A 15,782-nucleotide genomic window follows, 5' to 3' on the forward strand; every position below is an offset into this window, starting at 1 on the left:
GGGCGCGGGGCGGCGCGGGGTCGGTTCACAACCCCCTGCACCTGCGGCGGCGCTCCGTACGGGTAACCCGAAGCCCGGCGGGCAAACCGGTCCCGCACCGGTTCGGGCCCGCGTTCGTGCCGTGTTTGACGGTGGTTCGCGGGGGCAACCCGAAGGGCCCGCGTGCCAGGTTCGTCCAGAGGCCACGCGCCACCACTGGCACCGACGGCCGACACGACCGGAGGACCGCCGAATCCGCCCCGCCCCACCCGAGGAGGCCCCGCCATGACCACCAGCGAACTCGCCCCGCTCGCCCGGCAGTTGCGGGTCGACTCCGTACGCGCCGCCGATGCCGCGGGCTCCGGGCACCCCACCTCCTCGATGTCCGCCGCCGACCTGATGGCGGTCCTCCTCGCGCGCCACCTGCGGTACGACTTCGACCGGCCCGGCCATCCCGGCAACGACCGCTTCATCCTTTCCAAAGGGCATGCCTCGCCCCTCCTCTACGCGGCGTACAAGGCGGCGGGCGTCGTCACCGACGAGGAGCTGCTGACCTTCCGCAAGCGGGGCAGCCGCCTCGAAGGGCACCCGACGCCGCGCCGCCTCCCCTGGGTCGAGGTCGCCACCGGCTCCCTCGGGCAGGGGCTTCCCATCGGTGTCGGCATGGCCCTGTCGGGCAAGCGCCTCGAGCGGATCCCCTACCGGGTCTGGGTGCTGTGCGGCGACAGCGAGCTGGCGGAGGGCTCGGTGTGGGAGGCCGTCGAGCACGCCGGACACGAACACCTGGACAATCTGACCGCAGTCGTCGACGTCAACCGCCTCGGTCAGCGCGGCCCCACCCGTCACGCCTGGGACCTGCACGCCTACGCCCGCCGGTTCGCCGCCTTCGGCTGGCATGTCGTCGAGGCCGACGGCCACGATCTGGAGGCGGTGGACCGCGCCTTCCAGGAGGCCCGCTCCACCATCCGGCAGCCCACCGTCATCCTCGCCCGCACCGTCAAGGGCAAGGGGGTCGCCGCCGCCGAGGACCGCGAGGGCCTGCACGGCAAGCCGCTGGCGGAGGCGGCAGCGGCGGTCGGCGAGCTGGGTGGCGCGGACGGGACGGACGGGCTGGACGGGTCGGGCGGGACGGACGGCGCGGACGCGGTGCGCGTGGACGTGCGCAGGCCCGCCGCCGCGCGGGCACTGCACGCGACACGCAGCGGACATCTGGAGCTGCCGCGCCACGAGGTGGGCGACTCCGTCGCCACCCGCACCGCCTTCGGCCAGGCGCTGGCCGCGCTCGGCACGGCACGCGGCGACATCGTGGCCCTCGACGGGGAGGTCGGCGACTCGACCCGGACCGAGTACTTCGCCAAGGAACACCCCGAGCGCTTCTTCGAGTGCTACATCGCCGAGCAGCAACTCGTCGCCGCGGCCGTCGGACTGGCGGCCCGCGGCTGGGTCCCGTACGCGTCGACGTTCGCCGCCTTCCTCACCCGTGCCCACGACTTCGTCCGCATGGCGGCGATCAGCGGAGCCGGCATCAACCTCGTCGGGTCACACGCGGGTGCGGCCATCGGCCAGGACGGGCCGTCCCAGATGGGCCTCGAAGACCTGGCGATGTTCCGTGCCGTGCACGGTTCGACCGTGCTCTATCCGTGCGACGCCCACCAGACGGGCGAACTCGTCGCGCGGATGGCCGACCTGGACGGCGTGCGGTACCTGCGTACGTCACGTGGGGACACCCCCGTCATCTACGGACCCGGCGAGGAGTTCCCCGTCGGCGGCTCCAAGACCTTGCGCTCCTCCGACGACGACCGGCTCACGCTCGTCGCGGCGGGCGTGACCGTGCACGAGGCGCTGACCGCGGCCGAGTTCCTGGACCGCGAGGGCATCCGGGTACGGGTCATCGACCTGTACTCGGTCAAGCCCGTCGACCGTGCCACCCTGCGCGAGGCCGCCGACCGCACCGGCTGCCTGCTCACCGTCGAGGACCACCGGCCGGAGGGCGGCATCGGCGACGCCGTCGCCGATGCCTTCAGCGACGGCGGCCCGGTGCCCCGCCTGGTGCGGCTCGCGGTGAACACGATGCCGGGCTCGGCGTCCCCCGAGGAGCAGCTGCACGGTGCCGGCATCGACGCCGAGTCCATCGCGGCGGCGGCGCGGCTGCTCGTGGAGCAGGCGGTCGTGCGGTGATCGTGGGGCCGGTCAGTGCTTGCCGGGCTCCGTCGACCGCGCCGAGCCCGCCGGCCCCGCCGCCCTGAACCAGGCGTTGGCCGTGGGCCGGAACATCAGGACCATCGCCCCGAGCACCGCGCTCAGATGCAGCACACGGCTCGCGCCGAACAGGGCGTCCACCGCCGACAGATCCCGGAGGGCGTCCCCCAGGGAGTGGCCGTCGGCCAGCCACCGGAGCGGTTCGATCACCAAGGACAGCGTGCCGAAGATGCCGAGCCCCACGGCGAGCGTCAGACGCGCCCAGTTCCTGCCGCGCCGCAGCTGCACGGCGACCAGGACGGCGGCCGAGAACACGGCCATCCGCAGCAGCAGGCCGCCCGCCAGTTCCCCGGTGGACGTGTCGCCCTCGGCGAGCAGTCCGCCGACCATGAGCACTGTCTCGAAGAAGCCCGCCACGACCGCGGTGATCCAGAGCGCGAACGCGGCGCGGACGGGCGGGGGAACGGGCGGGAGAGCGGACGATTCACCGCCGCTCGATCGGGAGGGCAGGCGCCCCGGGTGTCTCTGCGTCACGTTCGTCATGGTGTGCCTCGCTCACTGCGGTCCACCCTGGACCGTCCCCCTGAATGCTTCCGGCGCACGCGGCCCGTGGCACTCCCCCTGCCCCCCGTCTTCAGGTGTCGTCAACCCCCCGGAGCGACATGAAAGGAACCCCAGCCCCACATGACCCGGGATGACATGGCAGAGCCCGCGGGCTGAGGCCCGCGGGCTCGGTGATTCCGGGTTCCGAACAGCCGTTCACCGGTGTGCGGCTACCACCTGTACCAGCGGGACCTCGTCCCGGTGGCCGTCGTGCTGCGCATCAGGAACCCGACCAGCCAGATGACGAGCACGGCGATGGCGACCCACCAGAGGATCTTCACGGCGAACCCCGCGCCGAAGAGGAGCAGGGCCAGCAGAAGGACCAGCAGAATAGGAACCATAGTGTCTTACCTCCTGCCGTCCCGGGTATCCCCGACCGGCCGCTCTACGCAGCCGATCGTGCAGCCCTGTACCAACTGTGCGCGACGCCACGCGTCACTTCCGGCAGAGGATCTCCCCGTGCAGCACGGCGAACCAGCCGTCATCCTGCTCTCCCCACTCCCGCCACGCGTCGGCGAAGGACCGCAGCTCGCCGGTGTCGGCGTGGCCGCCCTCCACGGCTCGTGCCGCGTAGCCGGAGGCGACCGTGCGGTCCGCCCAGAGCCCGCTCCACCAGGCACGCTCCTGTGCCGAGCTGTAGCACCAGGTGCTCGCGCTCGCGGTGACGTCGTCGAAACCGGCTTCCAGGGCCCAGGACTTGAGGCGGCTTCCCGCGTCCGGCTCGCCGCCGTTGGCGCGGGCCACCCGCCGGTACAGGTCCAGCCAACCGTCCATGACGGGGGATCTCGGGTACCAGGTCATCGCCGAGTAGTCCGCGTCGCGGGCGGCCACGATGCCGCCCGGTGCGCAGACACGCCGCATCTCGCTCAGGGCGCGCACCGGGTCGCCGACGTGCTGGAGCACTTGATGCGCGTGGACGACGCCGAAGGAGTCGTCCGGATAGTCCAGGTCGTGGACGTCGGCGGCGGCGAACTCCACGTTGCGCAGTCCTCGTTCGGCTGCGGTCGCGCGGGCTTGGTCCAGGATGCCGGGCGCGTGGTCGACGCCCGTGACGTGGCCGTCGGGGACGAGTGCGGCCAAATCGGCCGTGATGGTGCCCGGGCCGCAGCCGATGTCCAGGATCCGCATGTGCGGCTTCACCGCGTCGACGAGATAGGCGGCGGAGTTGGCGACGGTCCGCCAGGTGTGGGAGCGCAGGACGGACTCGTGGTGTCCGTGCGTGTAGACGGCGGTCTCCTCCGGCATGGCGGGAACTCCTTCGTGTGCACTGCCGCTCGCTGCGGTGGACCGAACGGTACGCCGCCATGTCGAATGATGAGACCCGCGTATCATTATGTGGGCAGCCGACCCATCCGCCCGAGGCTGGGGGCCGTACAGAAGAGCCGCACAGAGGGCCGTACAGAGACCCGCGGACGGAGGGGGCGAAACGCATTTGCGGCAACCCTCACCCCCCACGGAGAATCCCCCGCATGGGACATCTGGAAGCCGCGCACATCGAGTACTACCTGCCGGACGGCCGAGCCCTGCTCGGTGATGTCTCCTTCCGTGTCGGTGAGGGCGCCATCGTCGCCCTCGTCGGGGCGAACGGCGCGGGCAAGACCACCCTGCTCCGCCTGATCTCGGGCGAGATCCAGCCCCACGGCGGCACCGTCACCGTCAGCGGCGGCCTCGGTGTCATGCCGCAGTTCGTGGGGTCGGTGCGCGACGAGACGACCGTGCGTGACCTGCTCGTCTCCGTCTCGAACCCCCGTATCCGCGATGCCGCGAAAGCCGTGGACGTCGCCGAACACCTGATCATGACCGTCGACGACGAGGCCGCCCAGCTCCAGTACGCCCAGGCGCTCTCCGACTGGGCCGAGGCCCACGGATACGAGGCCGAGACCCTCTGGGACATGTGCACCACGGCCGCACTCGGCATCCCGTACGACAAGGCACAGTTCCGCGAGGTCCGCACGCTCTCCGGCGGTGAGCAGAAGCGCCTCGTGCTCGAAGCCCTGCTGCGCGGCGGCGACGAGGTGCTGCTCCTGGACGAGCCGGACAACTACCTGGACGTACCGGGAAAGCGCTGGCTGGAGGAGCGGCTCAAGGAGACGCGCAAGACCGTCCTGTTCGTGTCGCACGACCGTGAACTCCTCGCCCGCGCCGCCGAGAAGATCGTCAGCGTCGAGCCGGGGCCCGCGGGCGCGGACGCCTGGGTGCACGGCGGCGGCTTCGACAGCTTCCACGAGGCGCGGCGCGAGCGGTTCGCGCGCTTCGAGGAGCTGCGCAGGCGCTGGGACGAGAAGCACGCGCAGCTGAAGAAGCTGGTGCTCAACTTGCGGCAGGCCGCCTCGATCAGCCACGAGCTGGCCTCGCGGTACGCCGCCGCGCAGACCCGCCTTCGCAAGTTCGAGGAGGCGGGTCCGCCGCCCGAGCCGCCGCGCGAGCAGGACATCACCATGCGGCTGCAGGGCGGGCGGACCGGCATCCGGGCCATCACCTGCCAGGGACTCGAACTGACCGGCCTCATGAAACCCTTCGACCTGGAGGTCTTCTACGGCGAGCGCGTCGCCGTCCTCGGCTCGAACGGCTCGGGCAAGTCGCACTTCCTGCGCCTGCTCGCGGGCGGCGACGTCGCGCACACCGGCGAGTGGAAGCTCGGCGCGCGCGTGGTGGCGGGACACTTCGCGCAGACCCACGCCCACCCCGAGCTCTTCGGCCGCACGCTCCTGGACATCCTGTGGCGCGAGCACGCCCAGGCCAAGGGTCCCGCGATGTCGCGACTGCGCCGGTACGAGCTCACCGGGCAGGCCGAGCAGCGCTTCGAGCGGCTCTCGGGCGGCCAGCAGGCGCGCTTCCAGATCCTGCTCCTGGAGCTGGAAGGTTCCACCGCCCTGCTCCTTGACGAGCCCACCGACAACCTCGACCTGGAGTCCGCCGAGGCCCTCCAGGAGGGCCTTGAGGCCTACGAGGGAACGGTGCTCGCCGTGACGCACGACCGTTGGTTCGCCCGCTCCTTCGACCGCTATCTCGTCTTCGGCAGCGACGGTCTCGTACGCGAGACGCCGGAGCCGGTGTGGGACGAGCGCCGGGTGGAGCGCAAGCGGTAGCGGCGCCCGGCTCAGGGAGGACAATGGCGGGTATGGCAGACACGACTGGCACAGCCGGCCCGTCCGACCTGAACGACCAGGAGCTCCTCGACCGGCACGCCGCCGCCCTCGACCTGTTCGGCGACCGGGTGCACGCGGTCGGGCCCGACCGGTGGGACGCGCGGACGCCGTGCGTCGACTGGTCCGTACGCGACCTCGTCGCTCACCTGACCACCGAGCAGCTCTGGGTGCCCCCGCTCGTCCGCGACGGCGCCACCATCGCCTCCGTCGGCGACGCCTTCGACGGCGACGTGCTCGGTCCCGACCCCGTCGCCTCCTGGGACACGGCAGCCGCCGCGTCCCAGAAGGCGTTCCGAGAGCCGGGCGCCATCTACCGCACGGTGCATCTCTCCTTCGGCGACACCGCGGCCGACTTCTACTGCGGGCAGATGATCACCGACCTCGTCGTGCACGCCTGGGACCTGTCCCGGGCCATCGGCGCGGACGAAACGCTGCCGGAAGACCTCGTCGCCTTCTCCCTGAACGAAGTCAAGCCGCACGCCGCCGAGTTGGCGAAGAGCGGGCTCTTCGCCCCCGCGGTGGAACCGCCGCAGGACGCCGACGCGCAGACGGAGCTGCTGAGTCTGCTGGGGCGCCAGGTGTAGGGCCGTGCACGTGACGAGTTGGGGCGGCGGCATGCGCCTCGGTCTCAGGCCGAAGCGGCGAGATCCGTGAGCGTCACCATGCCCACCGGCTGACCGTCCTCCACGACGGGCAGCCTGCGCACGGCGTTCTCCAGCATCAGGCTGACCGCCGACGACACCGCGTCGTCCGGCGCCACCATCACCGGATTCGGCGTACAGATGGCCTGCGCGCTGACGGTGAGGGGATCGGCGCCGTCGGCGACGGCCCGCAGCGTGATGTCCCGGTCGGTGAGCACGCCGACCAGCCGGCCCGCCGTGGCCACCAGGACGTGACCGGTGTCCTGCGCGCGCATCAGCTGTGCCGCTTCCACCAGAGAGGCATCGGGACCTACCGCCACGACGCCCGGTGTCATGACGTCCCTTACGACAACAGCCATGGTGGGGCCCTTCCTGCGGGGGGTCAGTCGTCTCGCCGCAGTACCCCGGTGAAGGCGGTCCATGCGGGTTTGCCCGGAAGAAGTGGGGAGACCCGGCACCCGCACCCCCCACGGGCACTCTGGGAGGGAAGGAGTCATGGCGGTAATCGCTGTGTTCATCCCGGTGGTGATGCTGGGCGTGGTCCTGGCTCTCGGCCGGTACGAGGAGTGGCTGCTGCCGTCCGTCGCGCATGCCGAGCACGTTGGAGACGCCGACGAGGCGGAAGCCGTACGCCGCGCCGCATGAAGGCGCCGGGGCGGTGCCCACTCCCGCGGGTGCCGCCCCCCCGTAGTGCACATGTGTTTGCCTCCAAGGCCTCGGGGCAGGCGAAGTTCACAGTGCTTCGGACCGGAGGCACGTCCGTGGGAGCAGCTTGCGCTCGCCCCGGGTGTGCCCCTCCGCGTTGCCGCACGCACCCCACGGTGACTCTTCAACCCAAGGCACCGACAAGGGAGTTGCGACGCATCATGCGATCCGACGCGCAACAGACGAAGCGACATCCGCACGACGACGCCCCCGACACCGCAGCCGCTTTCCGCAGGCTCACCGAGATGCCGCACGGGCCCGAACGCGATGCGCTTCGTCAGGAGTTGGTCAGCGCCTGGCTGCCGATGGCCGAGCGGCTCGCGGGCCGTTTTCGCAACCGCGGCGAAGCGCTGGACGATTTGCGCCAAGTGGCGGCCCTCGGCCTGGTCAAGGCCGTCGACCGCTACGACCCCGAGCGCGGCAGCGCCTTCGAGAGCTACGCGGTGCCGACCGTCACCGGTGAGATCAAACGCCACTTCCGTGACCACATGTGGACCCTCCATGTGCCGCGCCGCGTCCAGGACTTGCGCAACCGGGTGCGGTTCGCCCGCCAGGAGCTGACGCAGACCGTCCCCGGGCGCACGCCGACCCTCGCCGAGATCGCCGAGAAGGCGCAGCTGTCCGAGGAGGACGCGGCCGCCGGCCTGGAGGCGCTCGAAAGCTTCACCGCGCTCTCGCTGGACGCCGAACTGCCGGGCAGCGAGGACGGATACGCGCTGCGCGACGCACTCGGCGCGCCCGACCCCGCGCTCGATGTCGTCATCGACCGTGAGGCCGTCAAGCCGCGCATCGCCGCGCTGCCCGAGCGGGAGCGCGCCATCCTCTACATGCGGTTCTTCGGCGACATGACGCAGAGCCGCATCGCCGAGCGGCTCGGCATCTCCCAGATGCACGTCTCGCGCCTGATCAGCCGCTGCTGCGACCGCCTGCGCCAAGAAGTCATGCAGGACGCCGCCTAGTTCAACCCGGTGCCGGGCCGGCGTGCCGGGCCATGGCCAGCGCGATGTGGCGTGACATCACGTCGACCGTCTGTGCCTCGGCCATCGAGAAGGCGAGCCGCGCCCCGCTCCTGAACAGCGTCAGAACACCCTCCACCGGCCCGTCCGAGCGTCCCCTCAGCGGCACGCACAGCAGGGACGTGACCTGCGCGCGTACGAGGACGGGGGCGCCGGACACGTCCCGGCCGAAGGAGTCCGGGTCCTCCGGACGGACCTGCAGCATGAGCGCCCCGCCGCGTGCCGCCTCGACGACGAGGGGGCACGCGGCGGGCGCCTGTGCGAGGACATCGCCGACCGGTGCGTCCGGCGGCCCGAGGACAGTCGTACGCCGTTGGCGCGCTGCCCCCTCGTCGGCGATCACCCAGTCCGCGAACCGCGGGTGCAGCACTTTGGCCGCCCGTTCGAGCACGGCCGCACGGTCACCGGCGGGAGCCGTGAGCAGGGCGGTGGTCATGGCGTCCGCGAGGTCCATGCGAGCCGCGTGCCGCGTCGCCTCGCCGAGGTCCGGGGCGGGAGCGTGGAAGGACTCCTGTGGTGATGTGTGCGAGCCCGCCAGGTGCGTGCCCGGCTGCAGCACCACCAGGACCGCCGTACGCGGCTCGGCGCCGGGCCGCAGCGCCGTGAGCGTCGCGCGGACCGGGAGGTGCGGGTTGCGCTGGAGGTGGACGGTGAGGCTGCGGTCCCCCTCGCCGCGTGCGACCGCGGCGGTCTGTGAGCGGAACGCCACGCGGTCCGCGTGCAGCAGGAATCCGGTGAGCGGCCTGCCGGTGGCGTAGCCCGCGCGTACGCCCGTGAAGCTCGTCGCGGCGGAGTTCATCCGCCGGACCACCGACTCCCGGTCGACCAGGGTGACGGGCAGGGGGAGGTGCTGGAAGATGGCCCGCAGGAGGCGCTGCTCGTCCCTGTCGGGTGTGCCGCTCCCCAAGTGCCCCTCGGCGGCGAGGCGTTCGTAGAGCGGCCTCAACTGGTCGGCCACGTGGTCGAGTTCGAAGATCGCCGCGTCGAGGACCGTGCCGAGGTCGTCCGCCGGGACGGAGCGTGCCGACTTCAACTCGGCCACGCGGCGCACGAAATCCGCAATCTCCTCACCGAACTCCTCCGTTTTGGCCATGTGCCGAACGTATCCGCTGCGGCCGTTTTCCGGGGGTACTCGCGGGAAGGCGGAGAAGAGGAGGAGGAACCCACCATGCCCCTCGTACCGGAACCGGACCTCGACCTGGCAGGACCGGAGTCGGCGCTGCCGGGACGCAGGCTGTCGGAGCTGGCGGAACAGGCCGTGCGCTGCAACACGGAATGCTGCGGCGCGGGCACGACCGTGTCGGAAGGCGGCAGCGAACACCCCGCTTCGGTGACCCATCCCGACCTCGCCGGTCTCGTCTCCGTCCAGCTGCGCTCGGGCGACGGGCCCATACCGGCGGCGCGGGAGCGGGGCGCGCCGGTGGAGACCGGTGACCTGCTGCGGGACGAGCGGTGGCCCGCGTACCGCGCCATGGCGCTCGACTCCGGCGTACGCTCCAGCGTCACGCTCCCCTTCCAGCGCGCGGGACTCACGGTCACCCTGACCCTGTTCAGCTTCCGCCCCGGCGCCTTGGACGACGTCCGGCACGGTCCCGCGCAGGCGCTCGGCGACCTCGCCACGACGGCCCTGGTCCGCGACCGCCGCTACCGCGCGGCCCTCACCGAACTGGACCACCTCGGCACGGCCCTGCGCACCCGCCCCTTGGTGGACCAGGCCTGCGGCATCATCATGCACGTCCTGACCTGCGACGCGGACAAGGCGTTCACGGTGCTGCGCCGCATCTCCCAAACCACGAACCGCAAACTGGCCGACGTCGCGTCCGCGGTGGTTCAGACGCGAGGAAAGGGCCTCGAACGAGAACTGACAACCCTGGCCACCGAAGACTGACCGAGGGCCTTCTCGGCAAGCTGACCCCGCCTTCCCGGCAGGCTCGATCGCCCGCCCCCCCCGGCAGGAAAGTGCTCGGCCGGAGCCCCCGCGCGCGTGCAGCGGTGCGGCGCGGTTCGATGGGTGTATGCGGACGGAAGCCGAAGGCCATGGCCCTGTCCGGTACGGGCCTCCCCTGCCGGATCCAGGTCTCCCGGTCCTGCCCGAGCTTTCCGCGGTGCTCGCGGGGGCCGCGGGCCGCGCCCATGCCGAACCACCCGGGGGCAGCCCCGCCCTGCTGGACGCCGCGAGCGGCTACTGGGCCCGGCGCGGGCTCCCGGGGGAGCGGGACCAGGCGGTCGCGGCGCCCGGTGCCGCGCTCCTGCTGCTCGCGCTGACCGCCGCCCTCGGAGGCGGTGACGTCCTGCTGCCGCGTCCCTGTCCCGCCTGGTGGGCGCCGCAGGTGCGGCTGCTCGGCCGGTCGGTGTACCACGTGCCGACGCCCGCCGAGTGCGGTGGCGTCCCCGATCCGTTCGCCCTCATGGAGACCGTCCGCCGCATCCGTGCCGAGGGCGGCGCCCCGCGCCTCCTCGTGCTCTCCGTCGCCGACGACCCCACCGCCACCGTGCCACCGCCCGAAGTGCTGCACGAGGCTGTGGAGGCGGCTGCTGACGAGGGGCTGCACATCGTCAGCGACGAGACCTGGCGTGACACCCTGCACCGGCCGCACGACACCGTGCTCGTGAGCCCCGCCGAGATGGCCCCCGACCGGGTGACGGCGCTGAGCGATCTCTCCGGAGCCTTCCTGCCGCCGGGCTGGCCCGCCGCGGTCGCCCGGTTCCCGGCCGGAGCGCAAGGCTCGGCGCTGCGGGCCGGCACCCTGGACGTCCTCACCGCGCTCGGCGCGTGCGTCGCGGCGCCGGTGGGGGCGGCGGCGTCGTACGCCCTCGGCGAGCCCGACGAGGTGACCGACCGCCTCGTCCGTGCCACCCGCCTGCACGCGCGCGTGGCCGCGACCGCGCGGCACACGGTGGTCGCGGCGGGCGCGCTCGCCCGGCCGCCGGGAGCGGGCCGCCACCTCTACGTGGACCTCGGGCCGCTCCGCCCCGCCCTCGCGGCGCGCGGAGTCGGCGACTCCCAGGACCTGGAGGACTTCCTCGGCGAACGCCTCGCCATGCCCGCGCCCGGCGGCCACCGCTTCGGCGACGAGCTGGGGGCACTGCGCGTACGCCTGTCCACCGGACCCCTGCTCGGCTCCACCCGGCAGGAGCGCCTGGCCGCTCTCAGCGCACCGGACGCGACGCAATTGCCGTACGTGGAACGGGCATTGAGCACACTGGGAGAAGCCTTCGGTGATCTCCGTGCGGCAGCCGACCGGCGCTGACGGCTAGGACGCCGTACGCCGGACCCTGCGCCACACCGTCGGCGCCGCGCTGATCAGCACCGTCAGACCGACCGCCACCGCCACGCCCTGCCAGGGCTCCTGGAAGAGGGAGCCGCCGAGAATACCGATCAGTTGATACGTCACGGCCCAGGCGAGGCACGCCGGAGCGTCACCGCGGGCGAACTCACGCAGCGGCATCTTCGCCATCAGACAGGCCAGCATCACCGGAATCCGCCCGGCCGGCACGAGCCGGGAAAGCACGAGCACCAGCACGCCGTGGTCGGCGAGCTTCTCCTGCGCCTTGGCAAGTCGCTCCTCGGGCGCCCGGTCACGGATCGCCGCGAGCCAGCGCGAGCCGTTCTTCGAGTCCATGCCGCGCCGCCCGAGCCAGTACAGCGCCATGTCCCCGAGGAACGCGGCGAACGCCGAGACGCCGAACACCACGAGCAGCGCGAAGGGCGCCTCCTGGTGCACCGCCACCACGGCGGCCGAGCTGACCAGCGCGCCCGTCGGCACCACCGGCACCAGCGCGCCGACCACGATGAGCAGGAACAACGACGGATAGCCGACGGCCTGCTGCGTGGACTCCGGCGCCACCTGGGCCGCCGCGGCGAGTATCACTGAGGCTCTCCCTTGGTGACCTCGGGCCGCACGCTCTCGCCGTGCTCCAGGCGGTGCACCGCCACCTCGGGCGCGATCCGCGCGGCCTGGCGCACGAACTCCTCGCCCGGCGTGTGGAATTCATGGGGGCGCACGGCATCCATGCCGATCGGCCAGTACGTCCCGTAGTGCACCGGAACGGCGCTGCGCGGCGTGATCCTCGCCAGGGCCAGTGCCGCCCGCGCCGCGTCGAGATGACCATGGCCGAGATACGGCCCCCAGCCGCCGACCGGAAGCAGTGCCACGTCGACCTCCCCGACCTCGTCGGCCATCGAGTCGAAGAGCCCGGTGTCCCCGGCGAAGTACGTCCGCGCCTCGCCCCGCACCACGAAGCCGAGAGCAGGCGCGACGTGCGGCCCCACGGGCAGCCGCCGCCCGTCGTGCCGCGCCGTCACCACGCGTACCGCCAGGTCACCCACCCGCACCTCGTCCCCCGGCGCGACTTCGACGAGCCGCAGGTGGGAGAGCCTGCGCGCGAGCCCCGGCACCTGCCGGCGGGCGCCGCGCGGCAGCAGCACCCGGGTGCCGGGGGCGATCCGGGCGAGGGACGGCAGATGCAGATGGTCGGCGTGCAGATGGGAGAGGAGCACGGCGTCGGCGACGGCCGCCTCGGGAGGCGGAAGCGCGCCCCTGCGCCGGCGCAGATGGGCGAGGCGGCGGGCGAACAGCGGGTCCGTGAGCACCCGTACCCCCGAATCCTCGACCGTGCAGGTGGCATGACCCCACCAGGTGATCTCCACCGGCACTCCGGTTCCTCCTTCGCGCGACTGTTTACGAGCCTACGGCCAGGAGTAGGGTCTTCGGCTGACGCCAGTGGTGAGGACGCCAGGTGAGGGGGACGCGATGTCAGACGCCGCAAACGTGACAGTGGTGCGGGCCGCGGCGATCGCCAGCCTGATACCGCTGGAGGAGCTGGACGCCGATCCCTTCCTGGTGGACTCCCGCAGCCAGCACGCGATGTGCGCGCGGTGGGCCGCCGACCGGGGGTACGTCATCACGCGGGAACTCGTCGTGCACGGGCTGCCCGCCGATCACGCCGTGCTCTGGTCCGACGTCGACGAGGGTCTCGTGGACCTCTTCGTCGTGCCGAGCCGCAGGGTCCTCGACCGCGCGCTGCGTTCGCCGGACGAGTTCACCGCGGAGTGCGGGCGGCGCGGGGTGCGGATCGAGACGGCGGGCTTCGCCGAACCGTCGTACGACGCGGAGATGAAGGCCCACGTCCACCGGCGGCTCTCCATGCCGACCGCGGGGTACGACGGCCGCTGACCGGCCCCCGGCGTCCGGCCGGTCCCCCTGTGACACGCTGGTGTCCGGATCTGTCATGAAACGTGAGGCGGCACGGCGTGGGGCGAGGGCGATGGCGGGCGGTCGGCAGTGCTCTGTGGAGATCCGTCGCCGTGTGGCTGGTCAGTACGCTCACCATGCTCGCCCTCGCCGGCATCCTGCCCGACTTCCAGCTGCAGTCCGACGACGGTGACAGCGCCACCCGTATCGCCGTCACGGCCGCCCTCGGCGCCGGCGCCTTCGGACTGCTCTCCTCGCTGGTGTGGCCCCTGCTCGTGCGGGCCCTGCTGCTCGTGCCCGCACTCGTGCTCGGGCTGCTCGCCTTCTTCCTCAACGGGTCACTGCTCCTGCTCGCCCTCGGGCTGATCCCGGACGGCCGCGGCGAGGCCAACGCCGAGACCGCGGTCGTCGTCGCCGCGGTCATGTCCGCCGTCGCCTCCGCCACCGGCGGCGCCCTCGCCGTCCGCGACGACGACGCCTACCGCCGCCGCCTCTACCGCCTCGCCGACCGCAGGCGCCGCCGCTCCGAAGGCAGCGTCGGCCCCGTCCCGCCCGGCACCGTCTTCATCCAGCTCGACGGCGTCGGCCACGACGTCCTGCGCACCGCCGTCGGCAAGGGGCTCATGCCGACCGTCGCCGGATGGCTCGGCCGGGAGGGAGCACCGAGCCATCGCCTCACCCCCTGGCGGACCGACTGGTCGAGCCAGACAGGGGCGAGCCAGCTCGGCATCCTGCACGGCTCCAACCACGACGTCCCCGCCTTCCGCTGGTACGAGAAGGACACCGGCGAGGTCATGGTCTCCAACCGGCCCGCGTCAGCCGCCGAGCTCCAGCGCCGCGCCGTCGAGCGCACCGGTGACGGCGGCCTCCTCACCCTCGACGGCGCCAGCCGCGGCAACCTCTTCAGCGGCGGCGCCGAACAACTCGCCCTCGTACTCTCCATGGCCGCCCGGCGCGGCAAGGAGAACCGCTCGCGCGCCGGGTACTTCGCCTACTTCTCCGACCCCGCCAACGCCGTCCGCACCGCCCTGTCCTTCGTCGCCGAGGTCGGCCGCGAGATCGGCGAGTCGACCCGCGCCCGGATCAGGAAGCGGCGCCCACGCGTCAGCCGGGGCGGGCTCTACCCCCTCATCCGCGCCTTCGCGACCGTCGTCGAGCGCGATGTCGTCGTCGCAGCCGTCATAGGGGACATGCTCGCCGGGCGCAGCGCGGTCTACGCCGACCTCGTCGCGTACGACGAAGTGGCTCACCACTCCGGCCCCTGGGGCAGCGATGTGGAGAAGGTGCTCCAGCGCCTCGACCGGTCGCTCGCGCTGATCGCGAAGGTCGCCGAACACGCCCCCCGCGTCTACCGCATCGTGGTCCTCTCCGACCACGGCCAGAGCCCCGGCGAGACCTTCCGCGCCCGCTACGGCCTCACCCTCGGCGACCTCGTCAGGGCCGGCTGCGGCCTGCCCGTGCCACGCAAGGCGCAGCGCACGCACAGCGGCGCCGAGGCCCGCTCGACGGTCCGTGCCGCGCTGCACCGCCCCGTCGAGGAGGGTGCCGGAGAACACCGCCCCGCCCGCCGAGCGGAGCCCATCGTCCTCGCCTCCGGCAACCTCGGCCTCGTCTCCTTCCCCGACGTCCGCCACCGCATGACCCGGGAGGAGATCGATCTGCGCCACCCGGCGCTCCTGCCCACCCTCGCCAACCACCCGGGCATCGGCTTCCTCCTCGTACGCAGCGCGGAGCGCGGCCCGGTCGTCCTCGGCGCGCGCGGCAGTGAGGTGTACCTCGACGAAGAAGACGCAGAGTCCGGCGACCTCGGCCCGCTCGCCGACTTCGGGCCGGGCGCCGCCGAGGCCGTGCGCCGCACCGACGGCTTCCCGCACGTCGCCGACATCATGGTCAACTCCTGGTACGACCCCCTGGACGGCGAAGTCCTCGCCTTCGAGGAGCAGATCGGCTCACACGGCGGGCTCGGCGGCGCCCAGGCGCACCCGTTCCTCCTGTCGCCCCTCGTGCTCTCCGCGCCACTCGACGAGGGGCAAGAACTCGTCGGCGCCGAGCGGGTCCACGAGGTGCTCCGGCGCTGGCTCGGTGAGTACAGGGGCGCGGAGGTTCCGCTGGTGGGAGGGGTCGCGGCGGCCGCGGAGGGGGTCGCGGGGGCTGTGGACGATTCCCGGCACGACGGCCCGGCAGGCACAGCTTTTGCGGCTGCCGACCCTGCCGTACAGGACAAAACACTCTGATTTTGTACGGTTCCCCTCGTGCCCGACCATGTCTCTCGCCCCGGCGATCCCGGGCGTCCGA

The 15,782-nt window shown here is 72.5% G+C and carries 16 protein-coding genes; 9 read left to right on the forward strand and 7 right to left on the reverse strand.

Translation table 11 applies throughout. The annotated features are described in order from the left end of the window. Positions 1–264: 264 nt before the first annotated feature. Positions 265–2,157, forward strand: a complete 1,893-nt coding sequence (locus AB0I94_RS27365; protein ID WP_363312338.1) for a transketolase — start codon at positions 265–267, stop codon at positions 2,155–2,157. Positions 2,158–2,169: 12 nt separating this feature from the next. Here AB0I94_RS27365 and AB0I94_RS27370 read toward each other — a convergent pair whose 3' ends face one another. From AB0I94_RS27370 to AB0I94_RS27380, 3 genes are all read right to left on the reverse strand, one after another. Continuing rightward, positions 2,170–2,712, reverse strand: coding sequence for a hypothetical protein (locus AB0I94_RS27370; protein WP_363312339.1), 543 nt, complete (start codon positions 2,710–2,712; stop codon positions 2,170–2,172). A 239-nt stretch (positions 2,713–2,951) separates the two neighbouring features. Next, positions 2,952–3,122, reverse strand: a complete 171-nt coding sequence (locus tag AB0I94_RS27375) for a hydrophobic protein (protein WP_363312340.1) — start codon at positions 3,120–3,122, stop codon at positions 2,952–2,954. A 94-nt stretch (positions 3,123–3,216) separates the two neighbouring features. Next, positions 3,217–4,026, reverse strand: a complete 810-nt coding sequence (locus AB0I94_RS27380) for a class I SAM-dependent methyltransferase (protein WP_363312341.1) — start codon at positions 4,024–4,026, stop codon at positions 3,217–3,219. A gap of 224 nt (positions 4,027–4,250) precedes the next feature. On the opposite strand from AB0I94_RS27380, the gene AB0I94_RS27385 reads away from it, so the two are divergent. Together AB0I94_RS27385 and AB0I94_RS27390 are read left to right on the forward strand one after the other, a co-directional pair. After that, complete coding sequence (locus tag AB0I94_RS27385) at positions 4,251–5,870, forward strand: ATP-binding cassette domain-containing protein (protein ID WP_363312342.1); 1,620 nt, start codon at positions 4,251–4,253, stop codon at positions 5,868–5,870. A gap of 32 nt (positions 5,871–5,902) precedes the next feature. After that, complete coding sequence (locus AB0I94_RS27390; RefSeq protein WP_363312343.1) at positions 5,903–6,514, forward strand: TIGR03086 family metal-binding protein; 612 nt, start codon at positions 5,903–5,905, stop codon at positions 6,512–6,514. 44 nt (positions 6,515–6,558) lie between these two features. On the opposite strand, the gene AB0I94_RS27395 is transcribed toward AB0I94_RS27390, so the two are convergent. Next, positions 6,559–6,930, reverse strand: coding sequence for a CBS domain-containing protein (locus AB0I94_RS27395; RefSeq protein ID WP_363312344.1), 372 nt, complete (start codon positions 6,928–6,930; stop codon positions 6,559–6,561). A 136-nt stretch (positions 6,931–7,066) separates the two neighbouring features. Here AB0I94_RS27395 and AB0I94_RS27400 point away from each other — a divergent pair, with 136 nt between their 5' ends. After that, positions 7,067–7,216, forward strand: a complete 150-nt coding sequence (locus tag AB0I94_RS27400; RefSeq protein ID WP_363312345.1) for a hypothetical protein — start codon at positions 7,067–7,069, stop codon at positions 7,214–7,216. 221 nt (positions 7,217–7,437) lie between these two features. Next, positions 7,438–8,235, forward strand: coding sequence for an RNA polymerase sigma factor SigF (locus AB0I94_RS27405; RefSeq protein WP_363312346.1), 798 nt, complete (start codon positions 7,438–7,440; stop codon positions 8,233–8,235). A 1-nt stretch (position 8,236) separates the two neighbouring features. Here the strand turns inward: AB0I94_RS27405 and AB0I94_RS27410 are convergent, their stop codons facing one another. Beyond that, a complete protein-coding gene (locus tag AB0I94_RS27410; protein WP_363312347.1) occupies positions 8,237–9,385 on the reverse strand; it encodes a PAS domain-containing protein in 1,149 nt (382 codons plus the stop codon). Positions 9,386–9,460: 75 nt separating this feature from the next. Here AB0I94_RS27410 and AB0I94_RS27415 point away from each other — a divergent pair, with 75 nt between their 5' ends. Then, positions 9,461–10,180 carry an ANTAR domain-containing protein gene (locus tag AB0I94_RS27415; protein WP_363312348.1) on the forward strand — a complete coding sequence of 240 codons (720 nt, stop codon included), beginning with the start codon at positions 9,461–9,463 and terminating at the stop codon, positions 10,178–10,180. Between the two features lie 127 nt (positions 10,181–10,307). Beyond that, positions 10,308–11,543, forward strand: coding sequence for an aminotransferase class I/II-fold pyridoxal phosphate-dependent enzyme (locus tag AB0I94_RS27420; protein ID WP_363312349.1), 1,236 nt, complete (start codon positions 10,308–10,310; stop codon positions 11,541–11,543). Between the two features lie 3 nt (positions 11,544–11,546). On the opposite strand, the gene AB0I94_RS27425 is transcribed toward AB0I94_RS27420, so the two are convergent. Both AB0I94_RS27425 and AB0I94_RS27430 read right to left on the reverse strand, forming a co-directional pair. Beyond that, the gene (locus tag AB0I94_RS27425; protein ID WP_363312461.1) at positions 11,547–12,161 is read right to left on the reverse strand and encodes a VTT domain-containing protein; all 615 of its coding nucleotides are present in this window, start codon (positions 12,159–12,161) and stop codon (positions 11,547–11,549) included. Further along, a complete protein-coding gene (locus AB0I94_RS27430) occupies positions 12,161–12,949 on the reverse strand; it encodes an MBL fold metallo-hydrolase (protein ID WP_363312350.1) in 789 nt (262 codons plus the stop codon). The genes AB0I94_RS27425 and AB0I94_RS27430 overlap by 1 nt, the downstream gene beginning before the upstream one ends. A 97-nt stretch (positions 12,950–13,046) precedes the next feature. Here AB0I94_RS27430 and AB0I94_RS27435 point away from each other — a divergent pair, with 97 nt between their 5' ends. Further along, on the forward strand, positions 13,047–13,469 hold the full coding sequence (locus AB0I94_RS27435; protein ID WP_363312351.1) for a hypothetical protein: 423 nt from the start codon (positions 13,047–13,049) through the stop codon (positions 13,467–13,469). A 77-nt stretch (positions 13,470–13,546) separates the two neighbouring features. Continuing rightward, positions 13,547–15,721: a phage holin family protein gene (locus AB0I94_RS27440; RefSeq protein WP_363312352.1), complete on the forward strand. Its 2,175-nt coding sequence runs from the start codon at positions 13,547–13,549 to the stop codon at positions 15,719–15,721. Positions 15,722–15,782 lie beyond the last annotated feature (61 nt).

It is taken from the genome of Streptomyces sp. NPDC050147, assembly GCF_040660195.1.
Classification (GTDB): Bacteria; Actinomycetota; Actinomycetes; order Streptomycetales; family Streptomycetaceae; genus Streptomyces.

Coding starts and splice junctions, on each gene's coding strand:
- AB0I94_RS27365 (WP_363312338.1), top strand. CDS start 265: ATGACCACCAGCGAACTCGCCCCGCTCGCCCGGCAGTTGCGGGTCGAC.
- AB0I94_RS27375 (WP_363312340.1), bottom strand. CDS start 3,122: ATGGTTCCTATTCTGCTGGTCCTTCTGCTGGCCCTGCTCCTCTTCGGC.
- AB0I94_RS27380 (WP_363312341.1), bottom strand. CDS start 4,026: ATGCCGGAGGAGACCGCCGTCTACACGCACGGACACCACGAGTCCGTC.
- AB0I94_RS27385 (WP_363312342.1), top strand. CDS start 4,251: ATGGGACATCTGGAAGCCGCGCACATCGAGTACTACCTGCCGGACGGC.
- AB0I94_RS27390 (WP_363312343.1), top strand. CDS start 5,903: ATGGCAGACACGACTGGCACAGCCGGCCCGTCCGACCTGAACGACCAG.
- AB0I94_RS27395 (WP_363312344.1), bottom strand. CDS start 6,930: ATGGCTGTTGTCGTAAGGGACGTCATGACACCGGGCGTCGTGGCGGTA.
- AB0I94_RS27400 (WP_363312345.1), top strand. CDS start 7,067: ATGGCGGTAATCGCTGTGTTCATCCCGGTGGTGATGCTGGGCGTGGTC.
- AB0I94_RS27405 (WP_363312346.1), top strand. CDS start 7,438: ATGCGATCCGACGCGCAACAGACGAAGCGACATCCGCACGACGACGCC.
- AB0I94_RS27410 (WP_363312347.1), bottom strand. CDS start 9,385: ATGGCCAAAACGGAGGAGTTCGGTGAGGAGATTGCGGATTTCGTGCGC.
- AB0I94_RS27415 (WP_363312348.1), top strand. CDS start 9,461: ATGCCCCTCGTACCGGAACCGGACCTCGACCTGGCAGGACCGGAGTCG.
- AB0I94_RS27420 (WP_363312349.1), top strand. CDS start 10,308: ATGCGGACGGAAGCCGAAGGCCATGGCCCTGTCCGGTACGGGCCTCCC.
- AB0I94_RS27435 (WP_363312351.1), top strand. CDS start 13,047: ATGTCAGACGCCGCAAACGTGACAGTGGTGCGGGCCGCGGCGATCGCC.